Source organism: Cytobacillus stercorigallinarum (assembly GCF_014836495.1).
GTDB lineage: Bacteria > Bacillota > Bacilli > Bacillales > Cytobacillaceae > Cytobacillus > Cytobacillus stercorigallinarum.
In genome coordinates this window covers 87097-104511 of the sequence record NZ_JACSQT010000005.1, presented here as the reverse complement: position 1 = coordinate 104511, position 17415 = coordinate 87097, and the positions used below count along the sequence as shown (strand labels likewise).

General features: G+C 36.4%; 17 protein-coding genes. 13 read left to right on the top strand and 4 right to left on the bottom strand.

Features of this window, described 5'->3' with window-relative positions; all coding sequences use genetic code 11:
- The first annotated feature begins 24 nt into the window (after positions 1–24).
- The gene (locus tag H9655_RS11925; RefSeq protein WP_191814215.1) at positions 25–954 is read left to right on the top strand and encodes a lysylphosphatidylglycerol synthase domain-containing protein; all 930 of its coding nucleotides are present in this window, start codon (positions 25–27) and stop codon (positions 952–954) included.
- Positions 955–1125: 171 nt separating this feature from the next.
- On the opposite strand, the gene H9655_RS11920 is transcribed toward H9655_RS11925, so the two are convergent.
- Positions 1126–1716 (bottom strand): biotin transporter BioY, encoded by a 591-nt coding sequence (locus H9655_RS11920; protein WP_191814213.1) that lies wholly within the window; start codon positions 1714–1716, stop codon positions 1126–1128.
- Between the two features lie 73 nt (positions 1717–1789).
- Entirely contained in the window at positions 1790–2284 is a 495-nt protein-coding gene (locus H9655_RS11915) for a DinB family protein (RefSeq protein ID WP_191814211.1), read from the bottom strand.
- 175 nt (positions 2285–2459) lie between these two features.
- On the opposite strand from H9655_RS11915, the gene H9655_RS11910 reads away from it, so the two are divergent.
- From H9655_RS11910 to H9655_RS22440, 5 genes are all read left to right on the top strand, one after another.
- Positions 2460–3206: an NUDIX domain-containing protein gene (locus H9655_RS11910; RefSeq protein ID WP_191814209.1), complete on the top strand. Its 747-nt coding sequence runs from the start codon at positions 2460–2462 to the stop codon at positions 3204–3206.
- Positions 3207–3229: 23 nt separating this feature from the next.
- The gene (locus H9655_RS11905) at positions 3230–3772 is read left to right on the top strand and encodes a cysteine hydrolase family protein (RefSeq protein WP_318245479.1); all 543 of its coding nucleotides are present in this window, start codon (positions 3230–3232) and stop codon (positions 3770–3772) included.
- 22 nt (positions 3773–3794) lie between these two features.
- Positions 3795–5270: a nicotinate phosphoribosyltransferase gene (locus H9655_RS11900; RefSeq protein ID WP_191814205.1), complete on the top strand. Its 1476-nt coding sequence runs from the start codon at positions 3795–3797 to the stop codon at positions 5268–5270.
- A gap of 17 nt (positions 5271–5287) precedes the next feature.
- Complete coding sequence (gene nadE, locus H9655_RS11895) at positions 5288–6109, top strand: ammonia-dependent NAD(+) synthetase (protein ID WP_191814203.1); 822 nt, start codon at positions 5288–5290, stop codon at positions 6107–6109.
- Positions 6110–6174: 65 nt separating this feature from the next.
- Positions 6175–6327, top strand: coding sequence for a hypothetical protein (locus tag H9655_RS22440; RefSeq protein WP_225230601.1), 153 nt, complete (start codon positions 6175–6177; stop codon positions 6325–6327).
- Positions 6328–6493: 166 nt separating this feature from the next.
- Here H9655_RS22440 and H9655_RS11890 read toward each other — a convergent pair whose 3' ends face one another.
- The gene (locus tag H9655_RS11890; protein ID WP_191814200.1) at positions 6494–7093 is read right to left on the bottom strand and encodes an undecaprenyl-diphosphatase; all 600 of its coding nucleotides are present in this window, start codon (positions 7091–7093) and stop codon (positions 6494–6496) included.
- 271 nt (positions 7094–7364) lie between these two features.
- On the opposite strand from H9655_RS11890, the gene safA reads away from it, so the two are divergent.
- A complete protein-coding gene (gene safA, locus H9655_RS11885) occupies positions 7365–7991 on the top strand; it encodes a SafA/ExsA family spore coat assembly protein (RefSeq protein WP_191814198.1) in 627 nt (208 codons plus the stop codon).
- A 344-nt stretch (positions 7992–8335) separates the two neighbouring features.
- Here the strand turns inward: safA and H9655_RS11880 are convergent, their stop codons facing one another.
- Positions 8336–8785, bottom strand: a complete 450-nt coding sequence (locus H9655_RS11880; RefSeq protein ID WP_191814196.1) for a cupredoxin domain-containing protein — start codon at positions 8783–8785, stop codon at positions 8336–8338.
- Positions 8786–8921: 136 nt separating this feature from the next.
- Between H9655_RS11880 and H9655_RS11875 the strand changes: the two genes are divergently transcribed.
- The 6 genes from H9655_RS11875 (at position 8922) to H9655_RS11850 (ending at position 17392) form a co-directional block, all read left to right on the top strand.
- Positions 8922–10376, top strand: a complete 1455-nt coding sequence (locus tag H9655_RS11875) for a helix-turn-helix domain-containing protein (RefSeq protein WP_191814194.1) — start codon at positions 8922–8924, stop codon at positions 10374–10376.
- A gap of 30 nt (positions 10377–10406) precedes the next feature.
- Entirely contained in the window at positions 10407–11360 is a 954-nt protein-coding gene (locus H9655_RS11870; RefSeq protein ID WP_191814192.1) for a phosphoglycerate dehydrogenase, read from the top strand.
- A gap of 351 nt (positions 11361–11711) precedes the next feature.
- Positions 11712–13385 carry a urocanate hydratase gene (gene hutU, locus H9655_RS11865; RefSeq protein ID WP_191814190.1) on the top strand — a complete coding sequence of 558 codons (1674 nt, stop codon included), beginning with the start codon at positions 11712–11714 and terminating at the stop codon, positions 13383–13385.
- Between the two features lie 22 nt (positions 13386–13407).
- The gene (gene hutI / locus H9655_RS11860; RefSeq protein WP_191814187.1) at positions 13408–14706 is read left to right on the top strand and encodes an imidazolonepropionase; all 1299 of its coding nucleotides are present in this window, start codon (positions 13408–13410) and stop codon (positions 14704–14706) included.
- A gap of 80 nt (positions 14707–14786) precedes the next feature.
- The gene (locus H9655_RS11855; protein WP_191814185.1) at positions 14787–16118 is read left to right on the top strand and encodes a YjiH family protein; all 1332 of its coding nucleotides are present in this window, start codon (positions 14787–14789) and stop codon (positions 16116–16118) included.
- Positions 16119–16192: 74 nt separating this feature from the next.
- Positions 16193–17392, top strand: coding sequence for a DHH family phosphoesterase (locus H9655_RS11850; protein WP_318245478.1), 1200 nt, complete (start codon positions 16193–16195; stop codon positions 17390–17392).
- Positions 17393–17415 lie beyond the last annotated feature (23 nt).

The window sequence follows — 17415 nt, the reverse complement described above, 5'->3', positions numbered from 1 at the left end:
AAGTAGTGAATAAGGTGAATCATCGTGTCAATATTTTCTAATCAAAAATTAATTCAAGTAATAAAATATGTTATCCCATGCATCATTTTGCTTATTGTAATAATGGAAGCAAATAAATTTTTTAAAGATTTCAACTGGGCATTGCTTGAGCATTACTTAGATGAGCTTTCATTTTGGCGAATTTTTTTCATTATTATTTTAGGATTCATTTGTTTATCACCAATGTTTTTTTATGATGTTATTTTAAATCGCTTACTGCAAGTTAAAATTCCGATGCATAAATTGCTAGGGTATTCGTTATCTGCAAATGCTTACTCTAACTTAATTGGGTTTGGTGGAGTAGCAGGTGCAACATTAAGAACGGTTTATTACCGTCCCTACTTAGACAATAATATTCCTTATATTAAGGTAATCGCCAAGCTGTCATTATTTTATCTTTGTGGTTTATCAATCTTGTCTTGGATTGTGTTAATTAATGGTTCTGAACTTTTCTCAGAGGTAAGATTAGCGCATCTTGCTATTTGGATTGTTGCAATTTATACCCCTCTATTGCTTTTCGTCTATTTTATTAAACGAAAACTACAAAGTTTGCCCATCAAAAGGGAGTTTATAACGGAACTATTAATGATCTCAGTGTTTGAATGGATATTTGTCGTTATTTGTATTTGGGGTATTTTAAATATAGTCGGTGTGAATTTTTCTTTATTTTCTGTTTTCCCAATTGTCATTGTGGCTGCTTGTGCTGGCATAATAAGTATGTTACCTGGCGGAATTGGTTCGTTTGATTTAGTTATTCTAATCGGGTTTGAATCGCACGGTATACCAGCAGAATTAACATTTATGATTTTAATGTTTTATCGCCTTAGCTATTACTTTATTCCTGCAGTAATTGGTACACCAGTTGTTCTGAATGCTATTTGTGGCCATTTAAAAACAAAAAAATTTTTTAGCTAAAGAGAGACGGCAATAATCATAGTGAAAGAAGTAAATTTGGGAGTATGAAGTGTGATTAAGACCGATGTCGGTGCTCAAATCCAATGTGTATAATTGAGGGAAATAGTAAAATGCGCACACAATAAAGATGTATGCGCATTACTTTATTTTAAAAGCATCCAAACTTTATCATTAAGAGGCGCTTTTATCAACTGGTTTAGTTGATAACTGATTCGTAAAAAGCAATCGAGCACTAATTAATCGTTTTCTAACGATTAATCCAATCCATGCGGCCATTATCGCTTTAATCAAACCACCGATAATAAATGGAGCGAATCCTGCCAAAAATGCTGCGCTCCAACTTAATTCAGTCAACCACTTTAACCACGCGGTTCCAATAATTAAGGTAATAAACATGCCTATGAGATTGGCTGTAAGCGCATGGGCAAATGTGAATTTTGTTTTCTCTAGGTATTTTCCCATCAGCCATACAACTGGTATATAGCTAATTAAATAGCCACCTGTCGGTCCTACAATTACTGAGAATCCTGCAGAAAACTCTGCAAACACAGGCACCCCAGCACATCCTAATGCTAAATATAAGAGGATGGAAAAAGTGCCGTATTTCGATCCTAAAATCACGGCAGCTAATCCAATTGCTAATGTTTGTCCAGTAATTGGGACGAGAGGTAGTGGGATAATTAATTGTGCCATAATTCCAATAATAGCTGCGAATAATGCTGTCGTAAGGAGCGACCTTAATCGTAATTGTTCTTTCGTCAATTCTTTCACCTCATCCATAATGTTAACCGTATGTATAATATAGTTTACATTATAGTGTGACGGTATTTTTATGTCAACTATGTTTTGTGTTTGGTTTACTTATTTGTCGTGCTTTCTCAATTCTTTTAATGGTTTCTAAATGCATCCCTTCATGAAAAATAGAGAAAAGGATACATTCGCCAACTGTATGAAAAGTAATTCCCATTTTATTTGTGAATGGGGATGGCAAGGAATCAGTAAATCTGTTTTCGGCAACGGAAATGATTCTCTGCGGCTGCTCTTGTAATACAGTTTTGATTTTTAAAATAGCTGGTGGATTCCCTTGCCAGAGATGTGGAGCAGTACCTGCAGCAAAAAATGTTTCGTATTCACTTGAAATCCCCATCTTCTCTCCTGAAGGTTCAAATACAAGTCTTTCCTGTATGTAAGCGATATGTCCAAAGTTCCAATGAATATGATTATTGAATCCTTTTGGGATTGTAGAAATGAATGCAGGATTTAATTTCTCGAGTGATTGGATTGTTAAGGAACGTATTGTTTGAATATGATTAGAGATGTTTTTAATCATGTGTTCTTTCCTTTCAAAATAAAGTATTATTCTTTTTGTGATATATTCTTGAGGAAAAAAGAAACTCCTGCAATCAAATGAAACATTAGAGTTGAAGTTTCTTTAAAGTAGGGTAAAATATAATTAACAATTATCAAGTTGTTAATTAATGTAATGGTGGTGGGGCAATTACCTTATGACTAAAAAATATCGTACACCAGATGGCTATACAGCAGATATTGCTGTTTTTACCATTGTTACAGAGGAATCCAAACCATTTACTCCGCCAGTTATGAGCTTAAACCTTTTGTTAATTGAGAGAGCTAAATGGAATGCAGAAGGAGAGTTAAATACAGAGGGAGGGAAGTGGGCGCTGCCGGGAGGCTTTGTTGGCGTTCATGAAAATGCCTTGCAGGCAGCTGTTAGGGAATTAAAAGAGGAAACCGGGATTGATTGTGTGCATATGAAGCATTTTGGCATATATGATGAACCGGGTCGAGATGATAGAGGTTGGATTATATCAAATGCCCATTATGCGATTATCTCTGAAGATGACTTAAGGCAAATAAAAGCAAATGATGACGCATCTGACGTTAAATTAGTGAATATTAATGACGTCCTGCAATTAGAGCTTGCATTTGATCATCGGCAAATTATTTATGATGCCCTGAGCGTAATCAAAAGTGAGCTGTTACAAACGACAGCAGCAAAGAATTTATTACAAGATGAATTTACATACTCAGAATTACAAGCCGTATTATCAACAGTAACAAAAGATCCCGCTATACTAAATGAACAAGCATTTGCTAGGAAAATTAAATCCCTTCCTTTTATAGAAAAGGTTGAGGGGAAAACGACGCAAAGAACGTCAAAAAAAGCAACGCAATTATATAGGTTTAATGAAGTAGAAGTAGTGAAACCTATATATACAGGACGATATTAAGAAAGATAATGGGGGAGATACTTTTGGCTAGGGCTTTGATTAATATTGATTATACCAATGATTTTGTTAACGGAGCATTACCTTGTGGAGAACCGGCCATTGCTATTGAAGATGAGATTGTACGAATAACAGAAGATTTTATTAAAAATGGTGATTTAACTGTTATGGCTATTGATTGCCATGAAGAAGATGATCATTTTCATCCCGAAACAAAGCTATATCCACCTCATAATATAAAAGGGACAGAGGGTAGAGAGCTATATGGTAAATTAAAACAAGTTTTCGAGGAAAATAAAGGTTTAGGCCATGTAAAGTGGTTAGATAAGACAAGGTACAGTGCTTTTTGTGGAACGAATTTAGAACTTGTATTAAGAGAACGAAACATTAGCGAATTGCATTTAGTTGGCGTTTGTACAGATATATGTGTACTACATACGGCTGTAGATGCTTATAACAAAGGATTTTCAATTGTTGTTTATGAAAGAGCCACAGCAAGTTTTAATGAAATGGGTCATAAATGGGCACTCGATCATTTTACTGGTTCTCTGAATGCAGTAGTTAAATAAAGAAAAAGGGGTATTAAATAGAATGAACAAGCCATATCCAGACGACAGCATGGCATTACACACAGACTTATATCAAATTAATATGGCACAAACATATTGGCAAGATGGCATACATGATAAAAAAGCGGTTTTTGATATTTATTTTAGAAAGCTTCCTTTTGGAAACGGCTATGGTGTGTTTGCAGGTCTTGAACGCATCATTGATTACCTGCAAGGATTCGAATTTTCTAAGAGTGATATTGCTTATTTGCGAGATGAATTACATTATCCTGAAGCTTTTCTTGATTATTTAGCGAATTTACGTTTTACAGGTAGTATTCGTTCAATGGTTGAAGGTGAGCTTGTTTTTGCCAACGAACCAATTGTAAGAATTGAAGCACCACTTGCTCAAGCGCAATTAATTGAAACAGCTTTATTAAACATTATCAACTTCCAAACTTTAATTGCTACTAAAGCTGCCCGTATTATGGAAGTGTTAGATGATGGTGTGGCAATGGAGTTTGGCTCCCGTAGAGCACAAGAAATGGATGCCGGCGTTTGGGGAGCAAGAGCGGCTATAATTGGTGGGTTTGGTGCTACGTCTAACACACGTGCTGGTAAAATGTTTAATATACCAGTAGCAGGTACACATGCTCACTCGCTTGTACAAGCATATAAAAATGAATATATTGCTTTTCACAAATATGCAGAAACACATAAAGATTGTACCTTCCTTGTTGATACATACGATACGCTTCGTTCTGGTGTACCAACGGCTATTAAGGTTGCAAAAGAGTTAGGTGATCGCATTAATTTTGTCGGTATTCGAATTGATAGTGGGGACTTGGCTTATTTATCTAAAGAAGCTAGAAAAATGTTAGATGAAGCTGGATTTACTAACACAAAAATTGTTGCTTCTAATGATTTAGATGAATATACAATTATGAATCTTAAAGCACAAGGTGCCAAAATTGATTCTTGGGGTATTGGGACAAAGCTGATTACCGGTTATGACCAACCTGCACTTGGTGCTGTGTATAAAATGGTGTCTATAGAAAATGAAGCAGGGGAAATGGATGACACAATTAAAATTAGTGGGAATCCAGAAAAAGTGACAACGCCTGGTTTGAAACGTGTTTATCGAATTATAAATAGGGAAAATCACAAATCAGAGGGTGATTATATCGCTCTTGAGAGTGAAAATCCTAAAGAAGAAGAACGTTTAAAAATGTTCCACCCTGTCCACACCTATATTAGTAAATTTGTCACCAATTTCGAAGCGAAAGACTTACATCAGGACATCTTTACGAATGGTCAATTAGTATACGAAAAGCCAAGTCTACAGGAGATACAAGGATACGTGAAAGAAAACCTTTCTCTATTATGGCATGAGTATAGAAGGTCATTAAATCCGGAAGAATATCCTGTAGACTTAAGCCCAATTTGCTGGAATAACAAAATAGAACTGATCGATTCAATTAAGAAAAAAATTAAAGATAGCCTAAATGCTGACGCTTGATGAAAGGATGAGTAATAATGTCCATGCAAGATAAGATTCGCGCTGCTTTACATGTAAAATCATTCATTGATGTAAAAGAGGAGATCAGTGAACGAATTAGTTTTTTGAAAAGTTATGTCAAGGGTGCTCATGCTAAAGGATTTGTATTGGGTATAAGTGGTGGTCAAGACTCTTCACTAGCCGGACGATTAGCACAGATAGCAGTAGAGGAATTACGGACGGAAGGATATGAAGCAAAGTTCGTGGCGATTCGATTACCATACGGAGAGCAACATGATGAAGATGACGCACAAAGAGCATTGCAATTTATTCAACCGGATGAAACATATGTTTATAATGTGAAATCACCAGTCGATGAAATTCAAAAAGTATATAATGATGTGGCCGATATTGCTGAGCTAAAAGATTTCCATAAAGGGAATGTGAAAGCAAGAACACGTATGATTGCCCAATATATTTTCGGTGGAGAAATGGGTCTTTTAGTGATTGGGACGGACCACGCTGCAGAAGCAGTTACAGGATTTTATACGAAGTACGGTGATGGCGGAGCAGACTTATTGCCACTAGCAGGCTTATCCAAGCGTCAAGGTAAAGCCCTACTAAAAGAGCTAGGTGCAGAAGAGAGAATTTATATGAAAGTACCGACAGCAGATCTACTTGATCAATCACCAGGACAGGCTGATGAGACAGAATTAGGGATTACTTATGATGAGCTTGATGACTATTTAGAAGGAAAAGAAGTCAGTGCCGAAGCTGCTAAGAAAATTGAGCAAAGGTATATCATAACAGAACATAAAAGACAAATGCCAGCCTCTATGCATGACGACTGGTGGAAATAATGTTGTAGGCAGACTGCTAGGTGGCAGTCTGTTTTTTTTGGAGGGAAGTAAGTACATAAATTAAAATGATTAGAGGTTTTGACCAATCTACTGACTTTGAATTGCTAATAAAGAAGCAGGTGTTCAAAGCGTTGGCACTTCATGCAGAAGAGAAGACGCGGATGAAAGCAGAGCAGAGGGTTTTTGTCCGTTACTCAGGAAAGAAGATGAAGATCTAGCAAAAGCGGTTGCCTTACTCAAAAAGAAAAAGTGATTGAATACCAATTATAAGGCGTTTCCACTGTTTCATTAGGTATTTTCACTAAATAATTGAGCAAATGCTATCTAGCTTTCCCTTTAACTTAGAGCCAAAAAAGAATGGATCTAAAAAGATCCATCCCGCTTCTATCGATTTAAATGTCTACCTTTAGTTTTTCTTGGCCATACTTTTTCTTCTATTTTTTCGTAAACTTCCAATAATGTCGTGAACATTTGCATTCTACCTATGAGGTTATACATGATAAACGCACAAATGATGGCAATGAGTGCTCCTGTTATCACATCAAATGGATAATGGACACCAACCCATATTCGTGAAATACCTACTAATACAGCAAGAATGGGCCACAATATATTTTTCTTATTAAATAGCCAAAAGACGATACAGAATGAAAAGAATAATATCGTATGATCGCTTGGAAAAGAATTATTCGCCGTTTTCTCTATTAGCTGATTGACGTTATCCAATTCAACAAAAGGTTGGTAGTTAAAGTGAAGTTTGCTAACAACGAACTTACCAATAATTTCAGCTAAAATAAATGTAAATCCTGCCGTCATCACCATATAACGATTTTTTGTTTTACGTGTAAACCAATACATCAAAGTAATTAAGGCTAATAAAATCACTGTATATTCGGCAATAAAAACAATCATTGGATTTAAAGCTGGATATTCAAAGCCTAGGTCATTTATTCCTCTAAATAAACTAATATTGATTTCGTTCATCTCTCAATACCTTTCTATTCTATCAGTTTCTAATGTCATTACTCCATTATAATCATTTTTCCTATTGCTGTCATCTGATTCTATCAAGTAACTTACATTATCATAAGAATAGACGAGAATAAAGGCAAATTCCCTACACCATTGTTTAATAAAATTTTTATGGTAATGTTTTTTCCTGCATACCCTTTCATTTACTAACTAAGCTTCTTTTACCCAATGTAGCCAACAATTACCGCTATAATAGTTTAATAGATTTTGGTTTAATATGAATATGAAAAAAATAACTAAATACTTATCATTATTTTTGTTAACTGTCACTCTTGTCTTTGGAATAAAAAATATAGCAAGTGCTCAAACCGTACATACAGTGCAATCCGGTGATACAATGTGGAAAATAGCGGTGAAGTATCAAGTAGGGGTGCTAGAGATTATTCAAGCTAATAAGCAAATCGGTAATCCTAACCTTATTTACCCTGGTCAAACAGTTCAAATTCCCTCTACTGCTCAAGCTACATTATCAATGGAATCACAAGTCGTTCAGCTTGTAAACGAAGAGCGCGCTAAAGAGGGCTTAAAACCATTAAAAGAAAATTGGGAGCTCGCGCGAGTGGCACGCTTTAAATCTCAAGACATGATCGATCGTCGTTACTTTAGTCATCAATCTCCTACATATGGCACACCTTTTCAAATGATAAAAGATTTTGGGCTAACATACAATGCAGCAGGGGAAAATATTGCAGCTGGCCAAACAAGTGCACAAGCTGTTGTAACAGCATGGATGAACAGCGATGGACACCGTAAAAATATCCTATCTAGTCAGTTCACTGAGATCGGTGTTGGCTATGCTAAAGGTGGCTCTTACGGTCACTATTGGACACAAATGTTTATTTCAAAATAATAATATAGAAAGGAAACCGACTGTCGTATGATTACGGCAGTTTTTTTATTAATTCCTTTTGCGATAATCTAATTGTGTCTTTTGAGGTTAGAGCGTTATTTAACTAGTAGATTACTATTGTGGCACATCTTGAAAAAGCATAACTGTAACAATAATGGGATCCTCTTGCGCAGGCTATAGCTTCCCGAGAGACTAGGAAGAGTTGAATGGCTACAATGGTGTACGAACAAACTCAACCGAATGTTAAGTTTGTTCGCGTCATTATTCATTGGCTTTTGTTACTTGAAACATCATGTCTCTTGCTTGTATGTGAATGAATTTTTTATCCATCGAGAAAAATACAATTATTGCACAACAATGTAAGCGATCATTTTCCCATGATCTTCTGCTTGAGAATGGTTATGGCAGATGAGTTGATAGGTACCTTTTTCGTCAAATTGGAGAGGGACCTTGGTTTCTTCTCCTTTTTGAACCACACCTTTAATATCAGTCCCCTCTACATAAAAGGAATGTTCCTTACCCATCACACCTAGTATATTTAAATTGACTTTTTCTCCAACCTCTAAAAATACAGTTCCTGGATCCCAGCGATACACTTCCATTTCTTGTCCATTTTCCATTGTTGTTTTATATTCTGTCGTGACCATTTCAATCTCCCTTGTTGTTTCTGTCGTCTCCCCGAATACAGCTAAACTCCCATTCTTTGATATAAGCCATACAGAAGCAGATGCAATAAGGGCAATGACTAATAAAACAGTGATCATCGTTTGCTTTGTAATAATTAGGAATTTCATTCTATCTCTCCTCATTTATTAGGTTGTACTTCATATGTATGCTGGGAGAACAACAGAACTTGTCTCATTTTTATCTTTTTTTCAAAATTGTTTACTTTTGCATTTTAAGCTAACATAATAAAAAGGAGATGATGGCATGTATAAGATTTTGATTGCTGATCGAGATCACAACGATGCAGAGGGATTAAAATGGTTAATTAAAACCGTCTATCCTACTTGGCAAATTGAAATAAGATCATCTACAAATGAAGTATTCACAATCATTGAAAAACAAAGTCCGGATCTCTTATTGTTGGAAATGGAAATGTTTGCTTCAGGGGCGTATAAGAAATTAAAACAGCTTGTCCCGATCTTTAACATAAAAATATTAGCAATGACGATTGAACCTACTTTTGATCAGGCAAAGAAAGCGATTGAAATAGGAGTGAGTGATTTATTAGTAAAACCTGTGTCTCCAGAGGATGTGCTTCGATCACTTAGAATGCTTTATCGTATACATAGAAAAAGTCTTAACCATGCACAAATAGCCGAGGACGATACTGAAGAACGAACCTTTCTGCAAACAGATCAAGCCCATCATGTAAAGGTTATAGGAATGAGAACTGTTCATCCAAATGAAATATTTAAGTTATATACCTATGTAATCGGTCATTCATGGGCGAATGTCAGAAAAGTATTTCTTTTACCTGAGATGATTTTATGCCTTGTAGAGGAGAATGACCAAGATCTTTTAAGAAAATGCCATACCTTTATTCGTGGATGGGCGAAAGAATCAAATGAAGCAATCATTTTAGCCGAAGGAAATTCAAATGATAAAGGTCTACTGCAATCACAATACGGCAAGATTAAGCAACGAATGGAGCTTTCCTTCTACACCGGTTTAAATAAGCTTATTCCATGGTCAGCCAACGAATGGGTGAGCATCGACCCTTTTTTAACACCAAAAGAGCAAGAGTTTTGGATTGATCATTTACGGCGGGGGGATATAAAAGCAATCAAAACATGGCTATATGAACAATTTTTAAGCCTAACGTCCCCTTATCCTGATCCAGCTATAATTAGAATTAGATTAACTAGTATTTTGGCACAAATTAGACGATACATGATTGCAAGGCATTTAATTGATAAAGAAAAGGAAGAAAAGTATCAAGCATTATTCCAGACGATTCTCTACTCACCTCTTATCTATCGAGTAATTGAAGAAATGATCAAGTTGATAGCTAGATTAATAGATACAGACATGCAACTAGACTCGAAGTCTGAGAAGTTAGCCAAGCAAATATATCATTATATTGAAGAACATTTTCATGAGAAAGAGATGAGTTTAGATATGATTGCTGCCAAATTTAATCGTAATACGAGCTATATTAGCTCCTTATTAACGAAATATTATAAGCAATCTTTTAGGGAAATCGTTACGATGCGCCGTATAAAAAAGGCGACTCAGCAATTGACGGAAACAAATCTTCCAATTAAAATGATTGCGAAAGAATGTGGTTATCGTAATCAACAATATTTTAATAAAGTCTTTAATCAAATAATGAAGTGCTCTCCAAGTACTTTTCGTGCAAACACAAGTCGTACGTCCTAACAAAAATGAACATAAAGGTGAAGATGAAAAATGAAAGTTTTATATTTAATTAGAGATCCATTTATCGAGGAATATCCGACAATTATAGAAGAAGCGAAGCGGTTAAATGCTGAAGTGAAGTTCGTTCATAGTGATAGTGGACTTACAAAATCACAATTATTACAAGAAGTCGAAGATGTTGATATCATCGTCGTTGCTATTGTGAAAATTGATCAAGAAGTCATTGACCATGCCCCCAATTTAAAGTACATTATTAAATTCGGAGCAGGGTACGATAATATCGATGTGCACTATGCTGAGAAAAAAGGGATTGTTGTTACAAATGCACCAGGGCAAAATGCACATTCCGCAGCAGATCTTGGCTTTTCGTTATTATTGTCAATTTCAAGACAAATTGCGCAAAAAGATCATGAGATGAAAACGGGTACATGGCAGCTCTCTATGGGTAACGAAGTCTACGGGAAGAAGTTAGGGATTATTGGTTTCGGTGCAATCGGACAAGCAATTGCTAAAAGAGCAAGTGGTTTTGATATGTCAGTCATTGCTTTCGGCCATTATCGAAATGAGGAAAAAGCGAAAGAGCTGAATGTTACCTTTACTGAACTTGACGAATTACTATCAACTGCTGACTACATTATTCTCTCTACGTCGTTATCTGAGAAAAATCGCCATCTAATCAATGAAAAAACGTTAGCAAAAATGAAGCCGAGTGCGTTTCTTATCAATATCTCACGCGGCGGATTAGTGAATGAAGTCGACCTGCTTGCAGCATTAAAAAATCAGGTGATCAAAGGTGCAGCATTAGATGTTTTTGAGAAAGAGCCTTCCATTACGGAGTTGTCAAAGCAAGCAAATGTGATAGCAACTCCTCATATTGGTGGGGCTACTTTTGAAGCAGTGCAAAGAATTAACCAGCTGACGCTAGAAAATATACAGCGTTTTATCAATGACGAACAACTAGAACATCTCGTCTCGAAATCATAAACAAACTTAATCCGAACAATCATTCAATTTTCCTTAAAGAAATTAGAATGGTTGTTTGGATTTTTTGTTTTGAGTGAGAATCAGCCTTCAATTAAAAGAGACAAGTCTAATGTACCGGAATTAGACCAGATCTTTTATGCAAGAATGACACTGTTTATAAATAGAAGAAAAATAAAAGCAGTAGATTTATATATTTTTTATATTTATATAAAAAATCGAATAAATGGATAAATAACTATATAAAACAAAGTGATAAATCACAAAAAAATATAAATAATCCAACATTAATAGACAGTTTATTCGGAAAATTCTAAGTTAAAATAAATTTATTAATGAGTTGGAGGGATATTGATGGAGAAAGTGAAGAGAGAAATTATTAATTATACCGGTAGTGAACTCCATGCAAAAGGTTGGATTCAAGAGGCTGCTATTCGTATGTTAAGAAATAATTTAAATAAAGAAGTCGCCGAAAAGCCTGAAGAATTAATTGTATATGGCGGCATTGGTAAAGCGGCGCGAAATTGGGAGAGCTACGATAGTATGATGGAAACTCTTCATCAGCTTGAAAATGATGAAACATTGCTTGTGCAATCAGGCAAACCGGTTGCGGTTTTTAAAACACATGAGGATGCACCCAAAGTATTAATTGCTAACTCTAACATTGTTCCTGCATGGGCTAATTGGGAACACTTTCATGAACTAGACAAAAAAGGGTTAATTATGTATGGCCAGATGACAGCCGGCAGCTGGATATATATTGGCAGCCAAGGAATTGTGCAAGGAACGTATGAAACATTTTCAGAACTGGCTAAGCAACATTTTAACGGTTCTTTAAAGCAAACGATTACACTTACATCGGGTCTTGGCGGTATGGGCGGGGCCCAGCCATTAGCAGTGACAATGGCTGGGGGTGTTTGTATTGCAATAGATAAAGATGAGACGAGAATTGACCGGAGATTAGAAACAAAGTATTTGGATAAGAAAGTTTATGATATGAAAGAAGCGATTGTGCTTGCACAGGAAGCAAAAGCAGAGGGAAAGGCGATGTCTATTGGCTTGCTTGGAAATGCAGCGGAAATCCTCCCCAAAATGTTGGAATACGGCTTCATCCCAGATGTATTAACAGATCAAACATCAGCACATGATCCGTTAAATGGTTATATTCCTATTTCTTTTTCAATGGAAGAAGCAGCCAAGTTAAGAGTTGAAAATCCACAAGAATATGTGCAACAAGCTAAGAAGTCCATCGCCATTCATGTGACTGCTATGCTTGAAATGCAGAATAAAGGTGCCATCACATTTGATTACGGTAACAATATTCGTCAAGTCGCTCATGATGAAGGTGTGAAAGATGCTTTTGCCTTTCCAGGATTCGTACCGGCTTATATCCGTCCACAATTTTGTGAGGGAAAAGGCCCTTTTAGATGGGTAGCACTTTCTGGAGATCCAGACGATATTTATAAAACAGATGAAGTCATCTTAAGAGAGTTTGCTGACAATAAACATTTATGTAACTGGATCAAAATGGCTAGAGAAAAAATTCAATTTCAAGGCTTACCTTCAAGAATTTGCTGGTTAGGTTATGGTGAAAGAGCAAGGTTCGGCAAGATCATTAATGATATGGTTGCATCTGGTGAATTAAAAGCACCAATCGTGATTGGACGCGATCATCTTGACTCAGGCTCTGTCGCTTCACCTAATAGGGAAACAGAGGCTATGAAGGATGGTAGTGATGCAATAGCAGATTGGCCGATTTTGAATGCTCTAATTAATAGTGTTGGTGGTGCAAGTTGGGTGTCAGTACATCACGGTGGTGGAGTAGGCATGGGCTATTCTTTACACGCTGGTATGGTGATTGTTGCTGATGGAACGGAACAAGCGGAGAAGAGATTACAGCGAGTGCTTACAACAGATCCCGGTATGGGTGTAGTTCGGCATGCTGATGCTGGGTATGAGCTTGCGAAACAAACGGCCATAGATAAAGGCATTCAAATACCAATGCTCAAGAAAGAGACGGAAAAATAATCAATAGAGGAGAGGTAAGGTAATGAACTCAACTTATTTGTTTATAAAGCATGCAAATGAACTTCTTACATTAAAAGGGCATTCACAACAACCTGCAGTCAAAGCAGCGATGAATCAATTACACGTCATTAATGATGGTGCGATCCTAATAAAAGATGAACACATTGTGGCCATCGGTGAAACAAATGAATTGATTAGCCAATTTCAGCAAGAACTAAATTCAGCAGAAGTAATTGATGCAAGTGGTAAGGTGGTCATGCCTGGGTTAGTGGACCCACATACACATTTAGTTTATGCGGGGAGTCGTGAAGAAGAGTTTAATATGAGGTTAAATGGTGCCACCTATATGGAAATCATGAACAACGGAGGTGGCATTCATGCCACAACGTCTAAAACGAGAGCAGCGACAATAGATGAATTAAAAGAGGAGAGCCTTAAGCGATTGGATAGCTTTTTAATGCATGGGGTTACAACGATTGAAGCAAAAAGTGGCTACGGACTTGACTGGGAAACAGAGTATAAGCAATTGTTTGTTGCAAAGGAACTCAACCGGTTGCATGCGATTGATATTGTCAGCACCTTTATGGGCGCGCATGCGATACCTGCAGAATACAAGAAGCGACCAGATGCTTTTATCGATCTTATCATTGATGAGATGCTCCCATTAGTTGTGGAGGAGGAGTTAGCTGTTTTTAACGATGTATTTTGTGAAGGAGGAGTTTTTACCCCTGAGCAATCGAAGAAGTTATTGTTAGCAGGAAAAAATCTTGGTTTAATACCAAAAATTCATGCAGATGAAATTGAACCGTATGGTGGCGCTGAATTAGCAGCAGCAGTAGGTGCCATCTCAGCTGATCATTTATTGAAAGCATCAGATGAAGGGATTAAAAAAATGGCAGCAGCGGGTGTCATCGCTGTTCTTCTTCCTGGTACCGCTTTTTTCTTAATGGAAGAAGCAGCTAATGGTCGAAAAATGATTGATGAAGGAGTAGCCGTAGCCTTGTCTACGGATTGTAATCCTGGTTCCTCACCAACAACTTCATTACCGTTTATGATGAATCTCGCTTGTATGCATATGGGCTTAACGCCTGCTGAAGCGATTTACGCGGCAACCATCAATGCTGCCCATGCTATTGGGAAGGGGCATGAGGTTGGCAGTCTTGAAGAAGGAAAAAAGGCAGATATTCTTATACTTGATGTGCCTAACTATATGCAAACACAATATTTATATGGAATGAATCATACTCATTCGGTAATTAAAGCTGGGAGAATCGTTATTGACAATGGTGCTCTAGTAATAAACACGTTAAAAAGTCACTAATAGTAAGGGGGAGATTGGTATATGCCAGTCTCTTTTTATAAAAAAATAAAATTATAAGGAAGATAGGTTGTGAGGAGAATATGGAAACTGAACTGAGTAATCGCCAAACCAATCCTCAACCGAAAAACAGCCATAGTCATGTATGGAAGTTTTTCATTTACAGTATGATTGGTGTTTTTATGTTTTTTATTCCGATCTCATTGAATGGGCAATCTTCCATTATGATCGATCATATTGTCAGTGGGTTGCGACAATTACTAGGTAATGTCGTTCCTTATTATTTGCTTTTGATTATCCTCTTAGGTGGCTTATATCCATTTATAAAAGGTAATTGGAAAGAAACAACTGTCACAGCGATATTTTCGTTCTTAAAACTTTTAGGTGTAGTCATTGCCTTTATGGTTTATTTTAATTTCGGTCCCACATTTATATTTGCTCCAAATATGGGTTCGTTTTTATTCGATAGCCTTGTTACGCCAGTCGGTTTATTAGTTCCTATTGGTTCTGTCTTTTTAGCTTTATTAGTAGGCTATGGTCTACTTGAATTTATAGGGGTGTTGATGAAACCAGTTATGAGACCGATTTTCCAAACACCTGGACGGTCCGCAATTGATGCAGTTGCTTCCTTTGTTGGCAGTTATTCTGTCGGTATATTAATTACCAATCGTATATATAAAGAAGGTAAGTATTCAATAAAAGAAGCAGCGATTATTGTGACGGGGTTTTCCACTGTTTCTGTCACTTTTATGATTGTTGTAGCTAAAGCGTTAGACTTAATGTCTATGTGGACGATTTATTTTTGGACATCGTTCGTGATTACATTTACAGTAACAGCGATTACGGTACGAATATGGCCGATACGGAATATGTCAAATGAGTATTATCAGGGTGTGAAGAGAGAAAATGATGTATATGACAAACCACTGCTAAAAACTGCGTGGAAAGAAGCGATGAAAGCTGCTGCTTTGGCACCATCAATATTTGAAAATGTGAAACAAAATTTGAAAGATGGTATATTAATGACGATGTCCATCCTGCCTTCAATTATGTCTATTGGGCTTATTGGCTTGGTATTAGTCGAATACACGCCAGTTTTTGATTGGCTTGCTTATTTATTTTATCCATTTACAGCTATACTAGGATTGCCAGAAGCAATGTTAACAGCAAAAGCGACTTCGGTTGGGATTGTAGAAATGTTTTTACCTTCTATGGTAGTGACAGAATCCGCTTTGATGACGAAATTTATTATTGGTGTTGTATCTGTTAGTGGGATTATTTTCTTTTCGGCTTTAGTTCCTTGCATATTATCAACTGATATTCCTCTTACCATTAGGCAAATGGTGATTATTTGGTTTGAGCGAACAGTCCTTGCTCTTATTCTTGTCACACCTATTGCCTACCTTCTGTTTTAAATTAATGCCCTGCGGTTTCATGCAGGGTTCTTTTCATATATAATAGTACTAACTCTTTTGGGAGAGCATACATATTGAAATATTCTAGAACAGCGGGTGAAGTAATGTATAAATTATATTCTCATAACGACTTAGATGGTGTTGGTTGTGGTATTATCATCAAACTAGCATTAGGTGAAGAAGGGCAAGTTTATTATAATTCTGTCGGAGGCTTAGACTATAAAGTCGAGAAGTTTTTTTCTGAAAAAGACCATAAAGATGCAACGCTATACATAACAGACTTATCGATCAATGAGGATAACACGAAAAGAGTTGATGATTTTGTCAAACATGGTGGTCATGCACAACTAATTGATCATCATAAAACGGCCTTACATTTCAATCAATATGAATGGGCTAAAGTAACAGTACAATATGATGATGGGAGACAAACTTGTGCTACATCATTATTATATGAATATTTTGTTGAGCAAAAAAAACTATCTCCAAAAAGGTCCATTGAACAATTTATTGAATTGGTTAGACAATATGATACTTGGGAATGGGACGAGAATAATAATGTAAAAGCGAAGCAGTTGAATGATTTATTTTATATGTTTTCTATAGAAGAATTTGAGGAAATGATACTGCAAAGATTAAAATCCGCAGATGATTTTGAATTTGATGAGCTTGAAGCGAAATTATTATCAATGGAAGAAGCGAAAATTGAACGCTATATTAAGCGTAAAAAAAGAGAACTTATCCAAGCGTCGATTGATAATCACATTGTTGGTGTTGTTCATGCGGAATCTTATCATTCCGAACTAGGCAATGAGTTAGGAAAAGAATATCCTCATTTAGATTATATTGCGATTCTTAATATGGGTGGACGCAAAGTCAGCTTCAGAACGATTCACGATCATATCGATGTTTCAGCTGTTGCAGGCACGTACGGTGGAGGTGGCCATGCGAAGGCATCAGGCTGTACGATGAATGAAGACGCGTTTAGAAAATTCGTAGTAGAATTATTCACAGAAGAATCATTGAAAATTGATGCACCTAAAAATAAATTGAACCAAAAAGAAAATAGTCATGGTACGATTTATGAAGGGCGCTCTGGTGACATTTATCGTATCTACGAAAAACAAGAGCAGTGGAAAATTGAAAAGAATCATCAAGAAAATGCGATGGTATTTAAAGATTTTCAATCGGCCGTGAATGCAATTAAGATAGCGGACTTTGCTTGGCTGGCGAAAGATGATGTATATGATAACTATATGAAGAAGAATAAGTAAGTCATAACTCCTCGATGAAGAGA

Excerpts from the sequence above, each read along its gene's own strand:
- H9655_RS11915 (WP_191814211.1), bottom strand. The coding sequence starts at position 2,284 with ATGATTAAAAACATCTCTAATCATATTCAAACAATACGTTCCTTAACA.
- H9655_RS11910 (WP_191814209.1), top strand. The coding sequence starts at position 2,460 with ATGACTAAAAAATATCGTACACCAGATGGCTATACAGCAGATATTGCT.
- H9655_RS11900 (WP_191814205.1), top strand. The coding sequence starts at position 3,795 with ATGAACAAGCCATATCCAGACGACAGCATGGCATTACACACAGACTTA.
- nadE (WP_191814203.1), top strand. The coding sequence starts at position 5,288 with ATGTCCATGCAAGATAAGATTCGCGCTGCTTTACATGTAAAATCATTC.
- H9655_RS22440 (WP_225230601.1), top strand. The coding sequence starts at position 6,175 with ATGATTAGAGGTTTTGACCAATCTACTGACTTTGAATTGCTAATAAAG.
- H9655_RS11890 (WP_191814200.1), bottom strand. The coding sequence starts at position 7,093 with ATGAACGAAATCAATATTAGTTTATTTAGAGGAATAAATGACCTAGGC.
- safA (WP_191814198.1), top strand. The coding sequence starts at position 7,365 with ATGAAAAAAATAACTAAATACTTATCATTATTTTTGTTAACTGTCACT.
- H9655_RS11880 (WP_191814196.1), bottom strand. The coding sequence starts at position 8,785 with ATGAAATTCCTAATTATTACAAAGCAAACGATGATCACTGTTTTATTA.
- H9655_RS11875 (WP_191814194.1), top strand. The coding sequence starts at position 8,922 with ATGTATAAGATTTTGATTGCTGATCGAGATCACAACGATGCAGAGGGA.
- H9655_RS11870 (WP_191814192.1), top strand. The coding sequence starts at position 10,407 with ATGAAAGTTTTATATTTAATTAGAGATCCATTTATCGAGGAATATCCG.
- hutU (WP_191814190.1), top strand. The coding sequence starts at position 11,712 with ATGGAGAAAGTGAAGAGAGAAATTATTAATTATACCGGTAGTGAACTC.
- hutI (WP_191814187.1), top strand. The coding sequence starts at position 13,408 with ATGAACTCAACTTATTTGTTTATAAAGCATGCAAATGAACTTCTTACA.
- H9655_RS11855 (WP_191814185.1), top strand. The coding sequence starts at position 14,787 with ATGGAAACTGAACTGAGTAATCGCCAAACCAATCCTCAACCGAAAAAC.